This window comes from Roseovarius pelagicus (assembly GCF_025639885.1).
GTDB lineage: Bacteria > Pseudomonadota > Alphaproteobacteria > Rhodobacterales > Rhodobacteraceae > Roseovarius > Roseovarius pelagicus.
Map to the genome: position 1 here is coordinate 363,087 of NZ_CP106738.1, position 16,122 is coordinate 379,208.

The following is a 16,122-nucleotide window of genomic DNA, read 5'->3' on the forward strand; positions in this document are numbered from 1 at the left end:
AGTGTGAACGCATAGACCAATGAGAGAGGGGGGAGATGAAGGAAATTAGCAAAGACTCCCTTGGACATACTATTTACGGACGGGTCTGTCAGGATCTGGTACGCGGCAAGCTGCGCCCGAATCAAAAGATCACGATCCGTGGACTGGCCGATGCGCTGGGAACCAGTTCCACCCCTGTGCGGGATGCAGTTCAGCGTTTGCTACAGGACAACGCATTGGATCAGCGCTCTGTGCGGGATGTGCGTGTGCCAGTTCTGAGCACAGGGCAGTACATGGAAATTTCCAGAATGCGTGTCGAGTTGGAGGGACTTGCCGCGGCCAAGGCCGCCGAAGTCGCCGCGGGCAGGGATGTTGCTCGACTACAACGTATCATTGCCCGCAACGAAGAGGCGATAGCAGCGGATCGCTGGCCGCAGGCGGCCGAGCTGAATCAGCAATTTCACTTCGCGCTGGCCGAGATCGCGCAGATGCCCGTTCTGTTAGACACCCTACACCGGCTCTGGTTGCGGATGGGGCCACTGATCGCGAGTTATTATGCCAGCGCGCAAGAGGACATGGTGCAACAACATCACGCCATCGTTTCAGCCTGCGAGCGTCGCGATCCTGATGCCGCTCGAGCCGCGATGCGCGCAGATATCAAAGGATCAAGGGAGGGGATAATCGCATACATCACATCGCTCAAAGCAGACTGACAAACGCCCAGATGCCGCTGCTCCAGTGCCGGGGTGACGTCAGGTCAATTGTTAAGTTAAGCTGACTCGAGCATCGAGTCTCGAACCGATCGCAACAACAGGGAAAGTTAAATGTTAAAACAACTCAAATTTGCTGCCGCTGCCGTCGCTCTTGCGCTGGCCGGGCCGCTTGCCGCGCAAGATGGCGAGCCGCAGGCGGGGGGAACGCTCAACGTCGTCATTCAACCTGAACCACCCGGATTGATGATCGGATTGATTCAGAACGGTCCGACCCAAATGGTCGCCGGCGACATTTATGAAAGCCTGCTGCGCTACGATTTTGACCTTACGCCCTCGGGGCAGTTGGCCGAATCGTGGACAATTTCCGAAGACGGCAAGACCTACACCTTCAAACTGCACGATGGCGTCACCTTCCACGACGGCGAACCCTTTACATCCGCAGACGTAAAATTCTCGATGGATGTGTTCTTGCGTGAATCCCATTCACGGATGCGGACCTACATGGAGCACGTCGAAAGCATCGACACTCCGGATCCGCTGACGGTGGTTTTCAACCTGAAACAGCCGTTTGGCCCCTTCATCGGCATTTTCGAGCCGGGCACCGCACCGATGATCCCCAAGCACATCTATGAAGGCACTGATTTCGCCAACAACCCGGCGAACAACACGCCCATCGGCACCGGTCCCTTCAAATTCGATGAGTGGGTCAAGGGCAGTTATATCCATCTGGTCAAGAACGATGACTACTACATGGATGGCAAACCCTATGTCGATGACATCTATTATCACGTCATTCCTGACGCGGCCTCGCGTGCGGTAGCCTACGAGACGGGCAAGGTGGACGTGCTTCCGGGTGGATCGATCGAGAATTTCGACGTGCCACGTATCCGCGATATGGAGAACACCTGCCTCACCGACAAAGGCTGGGAATTCTTTGGACCACTGTCATGGATCTGGATCAACCTGAACAACAAGCCAATGGATGATCTGAAGGTTCGTCAGGCCATGATGCATGCGCTCGACCGCGAGTTCGCCAAGGACGCGCTGTGGAATGGTCTGGGCAAGGTTGCGACCGGGCCATTGTCTTCCTCGACAAGGTTCCATGCAAGCGACACGCCGGACATCACCTACAATCCGGAAAAGGCAAAAGCCCTGCTTGAGGAATCAAGCTACGACGGCGAGACGATCCGCCTTCTGGGTCTGCCATATGGCGAGACATGGCAACGCTGGGCCGAAGCGGTCAAACAAAACCTGACCGAGATCGGCATGAACGTCGAGATCGTTCCATCCGACGTTGCAGGCTGGAACCAAAAGATCAGCGACCGCGACTTTGATCTGGCGTTTACGTATCTCTATCAATACGGCGATCCAGCTCTGGGCGTTTCCCGGACTTACATGAGCACCAATGCTGCGCCGGGTTCCCCATGGAACAACGTCGCGAACTATCAGAACCTTGAAACGGACAAAATGTTCGACGAGGCAGCCCTGATGGCCAGCCCCGAGGATCGCAAGGCTGCCTACAAGAAAATTCAGGATCAGATCGTCTCTGACGTGCCGAATCTGTGGCTTCTTGAACTGGGTTTCCCAACGATCTCTCGTTGCAACATCAAGAATCCGGTCAACACCGCCTTTGGTGTCAATGACGGCTTCCGGGATGTCTGGATCGACAAAAACTAAGGCAACTGCCTGATGGTCCGGGCTGCTATGGTGGCCCGGACCTACCGATAATCAATAAACGGGGCGGACCGCGTGATACGTTTCATTCTGGGCAGGCTGGTCAAGGCGGTGTTTATCCTGCTGGCCATCCTCGTCTTTAACTTTCTGCTGATCCATGCAGCACCCGGTGATCCCGCTGCCGTCATGGCAGGCGAGGCAGGCGCCGCGGACGAGAAATTTCTCGCCGACCTGCGGGCGCGGTTTGGCCTAGATCAACCGCTATACATCCAACTCTGGACGTACCTAAAAGGTGCCATTCAGATGGATCTTGGGTTTTCTTATCGCCAGCAAATGCCGGTGGCCGAACTGATCGCCAGCCGTTTGCCCGCGACTTTGCTTCTGACTGGCGTGGCGTTCGTGTTGTCGCTGGTGCTTGGCGTAATCGCGGGCGTCGCCGCCTCTGCACGGCAGGGATCGTGGGGCGATACTGTGATCTCAACACTGGCGCTGCTGTTTTACGCGACACCATTGTTCTGGGTGGCGCTGATGGCATCGCTCGTCTTTTCGGTCTGGCTGGGCTGGCTGCCCGGTTTTGGCTACCAGACGATCGGCGCAGGCTACACAGGATTTGCGCATGTCATGGATGTTGCCAAACATCTGGTGCTGCCAGCCTCGACATTGGGCCTCTTCTTTATGGCGATCTACATGCGTATGACACGCGCTTCGATGCTGGAAGTCAGCCGACTGGACTTTGTCAAAACCGCCCGTGCAAAGGGCCTGAAACGCAGCGTGATCCAGCGTCGGCATATCCTGCGCAACGCATTGTTGCCTGTCATCACTCTGGCTGGTCTTCAGGCGGGGCAAATATTCGGTGGGGCAATCCTGACCGAGACGGTCTTTGCCTGGCCCGGCATCGGGCGGCTGATGTTCGAGGCGATCAACCAGCGCGACTATGCTGTGATCCTCGGGGTTTTCTACATCTCCGGCGCCATGGTGCTGCTCTTCAATCTGATTACCGATGTCATCTACGTCATCGTTGACCCGCGCATAAGGCTGACAGGATGAAGGATTTCTGGAAACGTTTCCGCTATAACCGTGGTGCCGTGATCGGGCTGGTAATTCTGGCCATTGTGATTGCCACCGCGATCGCAGCCCCATTCATTTTTCCGCAAAGCCCATGGAAGATGGTGCAACGCCCATTCCTGCCGCCGTTCACACAAGATGGTCTGCCGTTGGGCACCGATGCATTGGGCCGTGATGTGCTGTCAGGTCTGGCACATGGGGCGTATGTCAGCCTGCTGGTCGGGTTGGTGTCGACCGTTGTGGCGCTTGCCATCGGGGTGCCGGTCGGGGCCTTGGCCGGGTATTTCGTCGGACGGACGGATGACGCGCTGATGCGCTTTACTGAATTCTTTCAGACGATCCCCAGTTTTGCATTGGCAATCGTTTTGTTGGCGATCTTTCAGCCCAGTCTGACCTTTGTCATCATCGCCATTGCGATCGTATCCTGGCCGCCGGTGGCCCGCCTTGTGCGTGGCGAGGTCCTGAGCCTGCGCACTCGCGAATTTGTCGAGGCGGCAACGCTGTCGGGCTTGGGGAATACTCAGATCATCCTGCGGCACATCCTGCCCAATGCGCTGCCGCCGATCATCGTTCTGGCATCATTGATGGTGGCGCAAGCAATCCTATTGGAAAGCTCGCTGTCCTTTTTGGGGCTAGGCGACCCGAATATCATGTCATGGGGATATATGATCGGTGCTGCGCGGACCGTCATCCGCACTGCATGGTGGCTGTCCTTCCTGCCGGGCATGGCAATCCTGCTAACCGTGTTGGCGCTGAACCTGATTGGTGAGGGGCTGAACGACGCATTGAATCCGCGTTTGACGAGGAAATCCGAATGAGCCTGCTGAGCATCCGCGACCTTGCCATTGCCCTGCCAGAGGGTGCTGACCGACAACTGGCGGCGAAAGACATCAACTTTGACCTAGAGGCCGGCGAGATCCTGTGCATTGTTGGCGAAAGTGGATCGGGCAAGTCGATGTCCGCCAATGCGGTGATGGGCCTCTTGCCACAAGGCGTCAAAGCGGTCGGCGGCACGATCAACTTTGACGGACAAGAAATACTGGGCCTGTCTGAGAGCCAGATGATGGCACTGCGCGGTCGGCGGATTTCTATGATCTTTCAGGAACCGCTGAGCGCGCTCAATCCACTGTTGAGGGTAGGGGCCCAGATCGCCGAAGTCTTTGAGGCGCACGGCGTCCTGAAAGGCCCCGAACGTCACGCGCGGGCGTTAAAGCTGTTAGACGAGGTCGGCATCCCCGATCCAGAAGCCGCAATCCGGGCCTATCCATTCCAGTTGTCGGGAGGGCAACGCCAACGCGTGATGATCGCCATGGCACTCGCACTGGAGCCGGACATCCTGATTGCCGACGAGCCGACAACGGCGCTTGATGTCACCACGCAGGCACAGATACTGAAACTGATCGAGGATCTGCGCCAGTCACGCCGCATGGCCGTCATTTTCATTACCCATGATTTTGGCGTTGTGGCCGATATTGCGGACCGCGTTATCGTTATGCAGACTGGCGAGATCGTGGAAACCGGCACCGCCGACGACGTGCTACTGAAACCCAAACATCCCTATACCCAATCGCTGATCGATGCGATCCCACGCCTGACGCGCCACGACGAGGCAACCGAGACGGAGCGCAAGCCCATCCTGACTGTCGAGGGACTGAACAAGACGTTTAAGACCGGCTCTGGCACCTTGTTTGGCAAGCAACGCGTGGTAAAGGCGGTTCAGGACGTCAACTTTGAGCTGTTCGCAGGTGAGACCATCGGCATCGTCGGTGAAAGCGGATCGGGGAAATCCACAGTCGGTCGCTGTCTGGTGCGTCTCATTGACCCCGAAGCGGGCCGGGTGATGATTGAGGGTGCCGACATCGCACATATGTCCGGTGCACAACTTCGCAATCAACGACGCAAAATGCAGATGATCTTTCAGGATCCGTTCTCGTCCTTGAACCCACGCGCGCGAGTCTCTCGCATCCTGACCGAAGGACTGATTGCCCATCGCACATCAAAATCCGAAGCGATGGAGAAGGCTCGTGCATTGCTTGAAATGGTCGGCCTTGACGCGTCGGCCATGGGGCGCTTCCCGCACGAGTTTTCGGGTGGTCAGCGGCAACGGATCGGCATTGCGCGCGCGTTGGCGCTGGATCCATCGATCATCATCGCGGATGAAGCGGTGTCGGCACTCGACGTTTCCATCCAGGCGCAGGTTTTGGACCTTCTGGCGGACCTCAAAACACGGCTTAATCTGTCGATGCTGTTCATCACCCACGATCTGCGCGTCGCTGCGCGTATCTGTGACAGGATCATCGTCATGCAGAAGGGGCGTATCGTCGAAGTGGGTCCAACCGGCAAGGTGCTGCATGATCCCGACACGGCCTATACCCGGAGCCTGTTGGATGCGATCCCGGGGCAAGAGTACGAACGCGCGCTTGCTGAGGTGGAATGAACCGCTAGATGGCCAACATCGCGTGTGACTTTGACCCGTTGGGCGTGCGCGCCATTACCAACCCGCTGCGCGGGCCGGAATTCCGCATCGCGAACAAGGGATCTGGAATCCCATGGAAAAGTAATGCCAGCGCCCTCTGGGTCGGCTCTGAGAAGTAGTTCTGATCGGATTGTTCTGTTGCGATCCACCTGCGCATCTTTCGGGCTATGGCCTTTGTTAGAACGGTGGACAGCAGCATGGCTGAGAACCAAAAAGGATGTGACATGTTACAAAATACAGACGCAGCACAGATCGAAATCAATGGTGATCGCCTGTTCGATACGCTGAACCAATCCGCGCAGATCGGTCCCGGCCGGGCGGGTGGGCTGCGTCGTCTGGCTCTGTCTGACGCCGACAAGCAGATGCGTGATCTGTTTGTTCGCTGGTGCGAAGATCTTGGCTGTGTTGTGCGTATAGATCAGGCAGGCAATATGTTTGCCCGGATGGAGGGACGCGAGGATTTGCCGCCGGTCCTGATCGGAAGTCATCTGGACACGCAGATGGCGGGGGGACGGTTCGACGGTATCCTAGGTGTGTTGACCGGGCTAGAGATCCTGCGCGTGTTGAAAGAGGTGGGAATCACTCCAAAGCGTCCGATCGAGGTGGTGAACTGGGCCAATGAGGAAGGTGCACGATCTGCGCCCCCGATGACGTCATCCGCCGTTTTTGCCGGGGTCAAGACACTCGACTGGCTCTACGCGCTGAAGGACGACGACGGGTTAACCTTCGGCGATGAACTGGCGCGGATCGGCTACAAAGGTAAGACACCCGCCGCGGCCTTTCCGATCGACTCCTATTTCGAATTCCACATTGAACAGGGGCCCGAACTCCATAACAAAAGCTTGCCATTGGGAGTGGTGGTCGGTGGGTACAAATCCCACGGCATGAACGTGATTTTTCGGGGCGAAACCGCCCATTCAGGGCCCACGGCGATGGAAAACCGACGTAATGCGCTGGTCGGTGCGGCCAAGTTCATCTCGGCGGTGAATGACATCGGCTGGGCCCATGCGCCCATTGGCAAATCGACCGCCAGCCGGATCAGCCTGTGGCCCAACAAAAACGGGATCCTGCCGGATTATGCAGAAACCACCGTGGACATGCGCCACCGTGACAAGAACGTTACTGATCAGATGGTGGTGCAAGCACGTGAAGCATTGACCGAAGCGGCCCGAGTTGCGCAGGTGGATTATGAAATCGAGGCGGAATGGACCTTTGGCGATGAGGTTTTCGATCCTGAGTTGATCGAATTGATCTGTGATACAGCGCGCGGGCAGGGCATTGAGCCGTTGAAAATGCGCAGTCAGGCCGGACATGATGCCTATAACCTGTGCCATGTAGCACCGACCGCGTTGATTTTCTGCCCGTGCATAGATGGGATCACTCACAACGAGGCCGAGAACATCGCGCGTGAACCGACGGTCCAGGCCGCTACCGTCGTTCTGCAAGCGGTGCTGGCTAGAGCGAACCGTTAGGGCAGCCTCTGGTAGTCCGGCTGACGCGCATCGATGATGTGGCTTTCGTCGCAACAGCTTTGTGCTGAAACCGTCATACGGCAATGCGCATAATCAGTATTATGTAAATAATACATCTTACGATTATCGCCACAATATCCATCAAGAAGAATGGGTTACGACCCAATCATAACTTATCACTCCGATCGGCTACACCCCCAAGAAACGATCTGCTACGTGGGAGTCCAGCTTGCTAAATGGTCCTTGCCACACGCTTTCTCCGCGCTCCAGTATCACCGCGCGATCTGCGACGGCGCGCAACTCTCCCAGCGATTTGTCGATGACGAGAATTGCCATTTCTGTCTGCGTACGTAGCGCCGACAATGCGGCCCAGATTTCTGCGCGTATCAGCGGGGCCAGACCTTCGGTCGCCTCATCTAGAATCAACATTCGCGGATTTGTCATCAACGCGCGGCCAATCGCCAGCATCTGTTGCTCCCCGCCTGACAGCGTTGCCGCGACCTGATCACGGCGCTCTTCAAGCCGCGGAAAAAGCGAGGAAACACGGGCCAGATCCCAATATCCCGACCGCGCAGCAGCAATCAAATTCTCGCGAACCGTTAGCGGCGCAAAGCAGCGTCGTCCTTCAGGCACGAGGCCAAGACCCAGCCTCGCGGCTCTGGCGCTACTCAGCGGCCCCAATTCACGCCCCGCAAAGCGCAGCCGGCCGCCTGTCGGCAGCATTCGGCAGATTGCCTTGACCGTGGTTGATTTTCCCATTCCATTCCGACCCATTAGGGCTAGAACTTCACCCTCGGAAACGGTAAACGACACGTCAAAGAGCGCCTGAGCAGGTCCATAAGACGCTGTGACATGCTCCAGTTCCAGCAGGCTCATGCCGTGTCCCCCAGATAGGCCGCGCGAACTTGGGGGTCTGACCGAATTTCAGCAACTGTACCAGTCGCGATGATCTGGCCATAGACCAGCACACTGATCCGGTCAGCCAGCGCAAAGACCGCGTCCATGTCATGCTCGACAAGCAGCACAGGTGCCTCAGCGCGCAAACCATCCAGCAATGTAGTGATCTGCGCGGCGCCTTCCAGCCCCAGCCCGGCCATCGGTTCGTCCATAACGAATGCTTTGGGCGCCAGTGTCAGCGCAATCGCAATCTCCAACTGACGCCGTTGGCCGTGGGACAGGATTCCGGTCCGGTGCGCCGCGAATTCGGCAAGCCCAACACGCTCTAGCGCCTGCATGGCATGGGCACGCAGATCGGAATGTGACAATGCAGGTCGGAAAAACCCGAGCCTCCAACCGGATGCGCCAAAGGCCCCCAGTAATGCGTTCTGCAAAACGGTGTCTTCCATTGCCAGCGCGGACACCTGAAATGTGCGCGCCATCCCTGCCCGCACCCGCGCTGCAACACCCCAGCCCGTCACATCTTGCCCAGACAGCAAGACTTGTCCGGTGTCGGGTTGAAGTCCACCGCATATCTGTCCGATAAGAGTAGATTTTCCAGCGCCGTTGGGACCAATTATGGCGTGTATCTCACCCGCCCGTAGCTCCAACGACACATCGCGGCTTGCCTCGAGCGCACCAAACCGTTTGGACAATCCACGGGTTTCGATCACCGGGTCAGTCATGGGCAGATCTCTGACGTGTCGCGATCCCGATCAGACCGCCGGGCGCAAACAACACGACCGACAACAAAAGCAGTCCGAGGTAGATATGCCAGTACTCGCTGAGACCACCCAACCAATGCTCGAGCGCGATGAACATCGCGGCCCCGGCCAACGGACCACATAACCGCGCTGTACCACCAAGGATGATGAACACCATGATTTCTCCGGACAATTGCCAGCTGAACATCGTAGGGCTGACGAACCGGTTAAGGTCAGCAAAGAGCGCACCAGCCAAACCAGTGATCATTCCTGAAAGTATGAACGCAGTAAGCCGCAGACGAAACGGATTCAGTCCTGCGGCCTGCACCCGCTCGGGGGATTGGCGTGCGGCGTTCAACGCCAGCCCAAAGGGCGCGCGTACCAATGCTGCATGGAACGCCAGCGCCAGCAGCAACAGCACGAAACAGATGGAAAAGAACTGGATCGGGACAAGCGTATTCAACCCGGGGAACGCGTTGCGAACATAGATGCTCAGCCCATCTTCGCCACCATATGCGGGCCAAAATATTGAAAAGTAATAAAACATCTGACCAAAGGCGAGCGTGATCATGATAAAATAGACGCCGCCGGTACGAAGTGACACCAATCCGATCAGCAGTGCGGCAATCCCCGATGCGATTATCGCCGTCAGCCATATCACCGGCATGGATTTGGTGCCTTCGATCACCAGAGGTCCCAGAGTGAGCGGCTGATAGCTTTGCGCATGGCTGGCAAGGATGCCCATCGCATACCCGCCAATGCCAAAGAAAACCGCATGACCGAGGCTGACCAACCCGCCCTGCCCCAGCGCGATATTCAGCCCGACACCGGCCAGCGCGAGGATCGCCACCTTAGTCGCCAAGGTGATAGTAAACGGCTCGTCCGCGCTGTAGGCCCAGAAAACCACCAACAGCAGCCCCCCTAGCAGAGCGGCATTAAAATAGCGTTCAGCGATCATGCAGCATCACCAAAGAGGCCCTTGGGGCGAAGAAATAGCACGGCCGCCATTAACAGATAGATCAGCATAGATGCCAGTGCCGATCCCGCCGACGTGGCGCTGGAATTCTCCATGAACGTGGCAAAAAACCGGGGCAACAACACACCACCCAGCGTATCGGTCAGCCCCACGAGTATCGCGCCAACCAGCGCCCCTTTGATCGAGCCGATGCCACCGATCACAATGACCACAAACGCAAGAATCAACACCGGTTCGCCCATACCGACCTGTACTGACTGAATCGTGCCCACCAATGCGCCAGCCAGCCCTGCCAGTGCGGCACCAATCGCAAAGACAATCGTGTAAAGCCTTGAAATATCGACACCAAGTGCTGCGATCATTTCACGGTCGGCCTCGCCTGCGCGGATCTGAATGCCCAACCGTGTGCGCGCGATCATCAGATATAGCATACCTGCGACCGTCAACCCGATCGCGATCAGCGACAGCCGATATAGTGGGTACTGTATCCCCCCCGGTAACGTGATTGGTCCGGCCAGATAGTCGGGAACATTGAGGTAAAGTGGAAAAGAACCGAATATCCAACGAGTGCCTTCAGAGAAAATCAGGATCAGCGCAAAGGTCGCCAACACCTGATCCAGATGGTCACGCGCATATAGTCGCCGGATCACTAATATCTCAACAATCGCGCCCGCCGCAGCGGCAGCGGCCAGCGACGCGGCCAATGCCAACAGAAACGATCCGGTCGCCGCCGCCACGACCGCAGCCGCAAACGCCCCGATCATATAAAGCGACCCATGTGCAAGGTTGATCAGGCCCATCACGCCGAACACCAGCGTCAGGCCCGATGCCATCAAGAACAGCATCACACCCAGCTGAAGACCGTTCAGCACCTGTTCGGCGAATAAAACAAATGTCATGGGGAAACCTGATATGTGCCCCGGCGAACGCGCCGCCGGGGCGGATCAGCCTACATCTTGCAATCTGCGGCGTAGACATCCTGATGATCTTCCAGCGCAACACCGATGATTTTGTTGGTGTAAACGTCGCCTTCCTTGATCACTTCGCGAACGTAAATGTCCTGGATCGGGTGATGGTTGTTACCAAACGCGAAATCACCACGGACACTCTCGAAATCTGCTTCCTTCAACGCGGCGCGGAATGCGTCAGCGTCGTGGATATCGGCCTTGCCCATGGCGCTGATCAGCAGGTTCGCAGTGTCATAGCCCTGTGATGCATATAGCGATGGCAAACGGCCATATTCGGCCTGAAAGGCTTCGACGAATGCTTTGTTGGCAGCGTTGTCGATATCCTTGTTCCATTGGCTGGTGTTTACGACGCCCAACGCCGCATCGCCCACGGCCTGCAGGATGCCCTGATCAAAGCTGAACGCAGGTCCAACCACGGGCAGATCAATGCCACTGTCGGCGTATTGCTTGAGGAAGGAAATACCCATTCCGCCCGGAAGAAAGAAGAAGACGCTGTCGGCATCACTGGCCCGAATCTGTGCCAGTTCTGCGGCGTAATCTTTTTGACCCAGTTGAGTGAACAGCTCGCCTGCCAGTTCGCCCGCATATTGCCGTTTATAGCCGGTCAACGCATCCTGCCCCGCCGGATAGTTGGGCGCGAGGATAAAGCTGTTCTTATAACCAGCGGAATTGGCATAGGCGCCGGCCGCCTCGTGCAGGTTGTCATTCTGCCATGCGACGTTGAAGTAGTTCTCGTGGCAGCCCTTACCTGCCAGCGCCGAAGGGCCCGCATTGGGCGACAGATATATTTTCCCCTGCGCGGTTGCGCTCGGCACCACTGCCATCGCCAAATTTGACCAGATGATACCGGTCATAATATCGACCTTTTCGGATTGGATCATTTTGTCAGCGAGTTGCACGGCGATGTCGGGTTTGCGCTGATCATCCTCGATGATCACTTCGATATGTCCGGTATCGGCCATTTTTACGGCCAGCATGAACCCGTCGCGCACATCAATCCCCAGACCCGCACCACCGCCGGACAGCGTGGTGATCATGCCGACCTTGACATCACTCATATGCGCACCGGCCGTTGCGGCCGTTCCCAGCATCGCGGTGCCTAGGGCGACCGCCGAAGCCGCCGCTGCGATCAGTTTGAATTTCATTATCTCTCTCCCTTTTGGTGATGCCGGACGCGTGTCTTTTTCGCGCCTTCGGTTGCTTGATTAACTTGACGCCTAACAAAGATCAAAACGCCGCCCAAGGGAAGGGTCCAGCCACACTTTCCCGCGCTTTCATGGCGTCAATCTGTGCTGTGGGGCCATATGCGAGCACGCAACATGGTCGCGCGTAATCGCCGCCCGCTCGCAATGGCGGCTCGACAGGTATGGGCGCACCAGTCTAAGACTTGGGAAAAGAGGCGCAAAATGACTTCGATCCTGATCCTGAACGGCCCCAACCTGAACCTGCTTGGCACCCGCCAGCCTGACGTCTATGGGCACACGACCCTCGCCGACATCGAGGCGATGTGCCGGACCAAGGCAACGGCATTGGGTATCGCGATCGCCTTCGGCCAAAGCAACAGCGAAGGGGCGCTGGTGGATCATATTCATGCCGCGCGCGGCGTCCATGACGGAATCATCCTGAACGCCGGCGCCTACACGCATACCTCCATCGCCCTTATGGATGCGATCAGTTCGGTGGAGATACCGACAGTTGAGCTTCACCTCTCAAACATCCATTCTCGCGAGGAATTTCGCCATCGCAGTTACATCGCCAAGGTTGCGCTCGGGGTGATCTGTGGCTTTGGTGCGACGGGTTACACCCTTGCGATGGACGCGCTGGCGGGGCATCTCGGACAGGCGGGATGATCTCACCCCCGGAGCTGCAGCAGTTTCTTTCTGTCTCCACCATCGAAGAATTGTGGGGCTTGCTCAGCGCGCGATTGGAGCAAGCTGGTTTTGACAGACTGCTCTATGGTGCCACGCGGTATCGCAGTGGCGCATCTTTGGGCGATCCCGAGGATTTCATCCTGCTCAGCACACATGACACTGCCTACACCGACAAGTTCGTCGGCGGCGCACTCTATTTTCACGCGCCCATGGTCAAATGGGCACTTGAGAACGACGGCGCTTCGTCTTGGTCCGTGTTGCGGGGACGCGCGCAGGATGGCCTGATGACCGACGCAGAGCGCAAAGTCATGGCATTCAACGCCGAACACGGGGTGACGGCGGGGTACTCCATCAGCTTTCGCTCCGCGTCGCCTCGGATAAAAGGGGCCATGGCACTGACGGCGCGCGCAGGGCTGGATCAGTCCGATGCAGATCGCAACTGGGATGCGCATGGGGCAGACATTCAGGCGCTTTGCACCATCGCGCATTTGCGCTTTCTCTTGTTACCGTACATCGCACCGGGTCGTGTGCTGACGTCACGCCAACGCGAGGTTCTTAGCTGGGTCGGCGACGGCAAAACCATTCAGGACATTGCCCTGCTGTTGGAACTGACACCTGCCACGATTGAAAAACACCTGCGTCTGGCGCGTGATGCGCTTTGCGTCGAGACCACAGCGCAGGCCGTGCTAAAAGCCTCTTTTCAACACCAGATCTACATTTCGGCGGCGTGACCAATAAAGCCCACTTGGCATTTTAACCAAAAGGTAAGGAATCCCGGACTTCTCGGATGCGGTATTAGAGCGCATGCTGTGGATGTTCCGTGAGTGGTGGCTTTTTTAGCCCGGGGACATCGGGTCAAAACCCTTGCGATTTCAAGGCTCTTCTGATCTGTCCGGTCTGACCGGATACCGACAGCCGACCGGATTTGAGGATCGGCTGTCGGTGCTTCTCCTGACGCATCAACGCAAACGGGGCGTCCTATCTGGACGCCCCGTTGCAAACTCAATCCGGTAAAAGAGATCAGCCTTTGGCTGCTTTCGCCACTTCGGCGGCAAAGTCTTCTTTCTCGACTTCGATGCCTTCGCCCACTTCGAGACGGACAAAACCGGTGATCTCTGCCCCCGCTTCCTTGGCGGCATCTTCAACCGTCAAGTCAGGGTTCATAACAAAAGCCTGCCCCATCAACGTGGCTTCGGCGACAAATTTCTTCATCCGGCCGACGATCATCTTTTCGATGACTTGCTCAGGCTTGCCGCTTTCACGGGCGATGTCGATTTGAACCTGACGTTCTTTCTCGACGACCGACGCATCCAGCTCTGCCTCATTCAGCGCGGCCGGATTGGTGGCGGCGATGTGCATTGCGATCTGTTTGCCGAATGCCGCGTCCCCAGTGAGCGCGACCAGAACGCCGATCTTGCCCATGCCATCGGTGGCAGCGTTGTGCACGTAAGAAACAACCGTATCACCGTTCACTGACGCCATGCGGCGCAGTGACATGTTTTCACCAATGGTGGCGATCTTGGCCGTGATTGTGTCCTCGACAGATTTGCCATCGAGATCGGCCGCCTTTAGCGCGTCGAGGTCTTCGGATTTGACCGCGACATCGGCGATGGCAGCGACCATCGCCTGAAAATCAGCGTTCTTGGCGACAAAATCGGTTTCGGAGTTGATTTCGACCGCGACACCGCGCCCGCCTTCAACCTTCACAGCCACGAGGCCCTCTGCCGCGGTGCGGCCCGATTTCTTGGCCGCTTTCGCCAGACCCTTGGTGCGCAGCCAGTCAACAGCCGCCTCCATGTCACCATCGGTTTCGGTCAATGCTTTTTTCGCGTCCATCATGCCGGCACCTGTGGTGTCGCGCAGCTCTTTTACCATTGCAGCGGTAATCGCCATTGTGGCTCTCCTCAGAATTCAGATCGGATGGGGGCGGTGATACCCGCCCCCTCATGTCAGTTTCGCGACGTACGAGGCCTTTGGCTTATGCCTTGGCTTCTTCCGTTGCTTCTGCAGCAGGTGCAGCTTCTTCTGCGGCTGCAGGCTCGGCGATCTCTTCGACCGGCGCTTGTTCCATCGCACCAATATCCACGCCAGCGGCGCCCAGTTGTGCGGACATGCCATCCAGTGCCGCACGGCTGACCAGATCACAGTAGAGCGCAATGGCGCGCGCCGCATCATCGTTTCCGGGAATGATGTAGTCGATGCCATCTGGCGAGCAGTTGGTGTCGACGATCGCGACAACCGGGATGCCCAGTTTGTTAGCTTCGGCGACGGCAAGAGCTTCTTTCTTAACGTCAATGACGAACAGCAGATCAGGTACGCCACCCATTTCGCGGATACCGCCCAGCGACGCCTGCAGCTTGGCTTGGTCGCGCTCAATGCCCAGACGTTCTTTCTTGGTCAGGCCTTCGGCGCCGCCCTCCAGCGATTCGTCGATTTCTTTCAGACGGTGGATGGATTTCGACACGGTCTGCCAGTTGGTCAGCGTGCCGCCCAGCCAGCGGTGGTTCATGTAGTATTGCGCGCATTTTTCTGCGGCTTCTGCAACCGGACCAGCGGCCTGACGCTTGGTTCCGACGAACAGGATACGGCCGTTCTTGGCAACGGTTTCACGCACCACGTTCAGCGCCGCGTCCAGCATGGGAACCGTCTGTGTCAGGTCCATGATGTGAATGCCATTGCGCGCGCCATAGATGAACTCGCCCATGCGGGGGTTCCAACGCTGCGTCTGGTGGCCAAAGTGAACGCCAGCTTCGAGCAGCTGACGCATGGAGAACTCGGGAAGAGCCATGTCGTATTCCTTTTCCGGTTTTCGCCTCGGCACGGGGAGAGAGGCGGATGCCTCAACCGGTGGACAAATGGGGATGTCTCCCCCATGAGCCCGCCCGTACCTGCGGATTTCAATGGCGCGCGTATAGCTGCGGTTGTCGGGAGACGCAAGACCACCCTGCCAAATTATGATACCGTGCTGCCAGAGGGATCAGGTATGCCCAAACGCAGCGAAGAAGAACATCTGGAGTGGATGCGCAAAAACATGCCCGGCGTGATCGCGGTGCTGGCGATTGCAACCTTCGTGATTTTCCGCATGGCCGATAAACCTGTCGGCACCGCATTCTGGGCCGCCACTCTGATGGCAGCGATGGCCGCCTTCCTGACCATCGTGCGGATGCTACTGGGCGTGAATGCCAGCATCGCTGCGATCTTTGTACTGGTCGTGATCGGATGGCGGCTTCAGGCAACAGGCGTTTTCTGACCGCCACAATGGTTGATTGGTGGGTGCGCGTGCCCTGC

General features: G+C 57.5%; 17 protein-coding genes. 10 read left to right on the forward strand and 7 right to left on the reverse strand.

The window, feature by feature from the left end:
• Positions 1-35 precede the first annotated feature (35 nt).
• The 7 genes from N7U68_RS02795 (at position 36) to N7U68_RS02825 (ending at position 7,379) form a co-directional block, all read left to right on the forward strand.
• Positions 36-692, forward strand: coding sequence for a GntR family transcriptional regulator (locus N7U68_RS02795; protein WP_263048164.1), 657 nt, complete (start codon positions 36-38; stop codon positions 690-692).
• Between the two features lie 111 nt (positions 693-803).
• Entirely contained in the window at positions 804-2,369 is a 1,566-nt protein-coding gene (locus N7U68_RS02800) for an ABC transporter substrate-binding protein (RefSeq protein ID WP_165192260.1), read from the forward strand.
• Positions 2,370-2,441: 72 nt separating this feature from the next.
• Positions 2,442-3,413, forward strand: a complete 972-nt coding sequence (locus N7U68_RS02805) for an ABC transporter permease (RefSeq protein ID WP_165192259.1) — start codon at positions 2,442-2,444, stop codon at positions 3,411-3,413.
• Entirely contained in the window at positions 3,410-4,249 is an 840-nt protein-coding gene (locus N7U68_RS02810) for an ABC transporter permease (RefSeq protein WP_165192258.1), read from the forward strand. Before N7U68_RS02805 ends, N7U68_RS02810 begins: the two co-directional genes overlap by 4 nt.
• Positions 4,246-5,868 carry an ABC transporter ATP-binding protein gene (locus N7U68_RS02815; RefSeq protein WP_263048165.1) on the forward strand — a complete coding sequence of 541 codons (1,623 nt, stop codon included), beginning with the start codon at positions 4,246-4,248 and terminating at the stop codon, positions 5,866-5,868. The genes N7U68_RS02810 and N7U68_RS02815 overlap by 4 nt, the downstream gene beginning before the upstream one ends.
• A gap of 8 nt (positions 5,869-5,876) precedes the next feature.
• Positions 5,877-6,026 (forward strand): hypothetical protein, encoded by a 150-nt coding sequence (locus N7U68_RS02820; RefSeq protein ID WP_263048166.1) that lies wholly within the window; start codon positions 5,877-5,879, stop codon positions 6,024-6,026.
• Positions 6,027-6,131: 105 nt separating this feature from the next.
• A complete protein-coding gene (locus N7U68_RS02825; RefSeq protein ID WP_263048167.1) occupies positions 6,132-7,379 on the forward strand; it encodes a Zn-dependent hydrolase in 1,248 nt (415 codons plus the stop codon).
• A gap of 189 nt (positions 7,380-7,568) precedes the next feature.
• On the opposite strand, the gene N7U68_RS02830 is transcribed toward N7U68_RS02825, so the two are convergent.
• Genes N7U68_RS02830 through N7U68_RS02850 form a run of 5 tightly spaced genes read right to left on the reverse strand, consistent with a single transcriptional unit; the run spans position 7,569 to position 12,108 of the window.
• Positions 7,569-8,255: an ABC transporter ATP-binding protein gene (locus N7U68_RS02830; RefSeq protein WP_263048168.1), complete on the reverse strand. Its 687-nt coding sequence runs from the start codon at positions 8,253-8,255 to the stop codon at positions 7,569-7,571.
• The gene (locus N7U68_RS02835) at positions 8,252-9,001 is read right to left on the reverse strand and encodes an ABC transporter ATP-binding protein (protein ID WP_263048169.1); all 750 of its coding nucleotides are present in this window, start codon (positions 8,999-9,001) and stop codon (positions 8,252-8,254) included. The genes N7U68_RS02830 and N7U68_RS02835 overlap by 4 nt, the downstream gene beginning before the upstream one ends.
• Complete coding sequence (locus N7U68_RS02840) at positions 8,994-9,977, reverse strand: branched-chain amino acid ABC transporter permease (RefSeq protein WP_263048170.1); 984 nt, start codon at positions 9,975-9,977, stop codon at positions 8,994-8,996. Before N7U68_RS02840 ends, N7U68_RS02835 begins: the two co-directional genes overlap by 8 nt.
• A complete protein-coding gene (locus N7U68_RS02845) occupies positions 9,974-10,894 on the reverse strand; it encodes a branched-chain amino acid ABC transporter permease (protein WP_263048171.1) in 921 nt (306 codons plus the stop codon). The genes N7U68_RS02840 and N7U68_RS02845 overlap by 4 nt, the downstream gene beginning before the upstream one ends.
• A 50-nt stretch (positions 10,895-10,944) precedes the next feature.
• Positions 10,945-12,108, reverse strand: coding sequence for an ABC transporter substrate-binding protein (locus N7U68_RS02850; protein ID WP_165192235.1), 1,164 nt, complete (start codon positions 12,106-12,108; stop codon positions 10,945-10,947).
• Positions 12,109-12,369: 261 nt separating this feature from the next.
• Between N7U68_RS02850 and aroQ the strand changes: the two genes are divergently transcribed.
• Together aroQ and N7U68_RS02860 are read left to right on the forward strand one after the other, a co-directional pair.
• A complete protein-coding gene (gene aroQ / locus N7U68_RS02855; RefSeq protein WP_165192234.1) occupies positions 12,370-12,813 on the forward strand; it encodes a type II 3-dehydroquinate dehydratase in 444 nt (147 codons plus the stop codon).
• A complete protein-coding gene (locus tag N7U68_RS02860) occupies positions 12,810-13,565 on the forward strand; it encodes a LuxR family transcriptional regulator (RefSeq protein ID WP_165192233.1) in 756 nt (251 codons plus the stop codon). The genes aroQ and N7U68_RS02860 overlap by 4 nt, the downstream gene beginning before the upstream one ends.
• A gap of 289 nt (positions 13,566-13,854) precedes the next feature.
• Here the strand turns inward: N7U68_RS02860 and tsf are convergent, their stop codons facing one another.
• Both tsf and rpsB read right to left on the reverse strand, forming a co-directional pair.
• A complete protein-coding gene (gene tsf / locus N7U68_RS02865; protein WP_165192232.1) occupies positions 13,855-14,727 on the reverse strand; it encodes a translation elongation factor Ts in 873 nt (290 codons plus the stop codon).
• Positions 14,728-14,812: 85 nt separating this feature from the next.
• The gene (rpsB, locus tag N7U68_RS02870) at positions 14,813-15,622 is read right to left on the reverse strand and encodes a 30S ribosomal protein S2 (RefSeq protein ID WP_165192231.1); all 810 of its coding nucleotides are present in this window, start codon (positions 15,620-15,622) and stop codon (positions 14,813-14,815) included.
• Between the two features lie 84 nt (positions 15,623-15,706).
• Between rpsB and N7U68_RS02875 the strand changes: the two genes are divergently transcribed.
• A complete protein-coding gene (locus tag N7U68_RS02875; RefSeq protein ID WP_165192230.1) occupies positions 15,707-16,084 on the forward strand; it encodes a hypothetical protein in 378 nt (125 codons plus the stop codon).
• Positions 16,085-16,122: the final 38 nt, after the last annotated feature.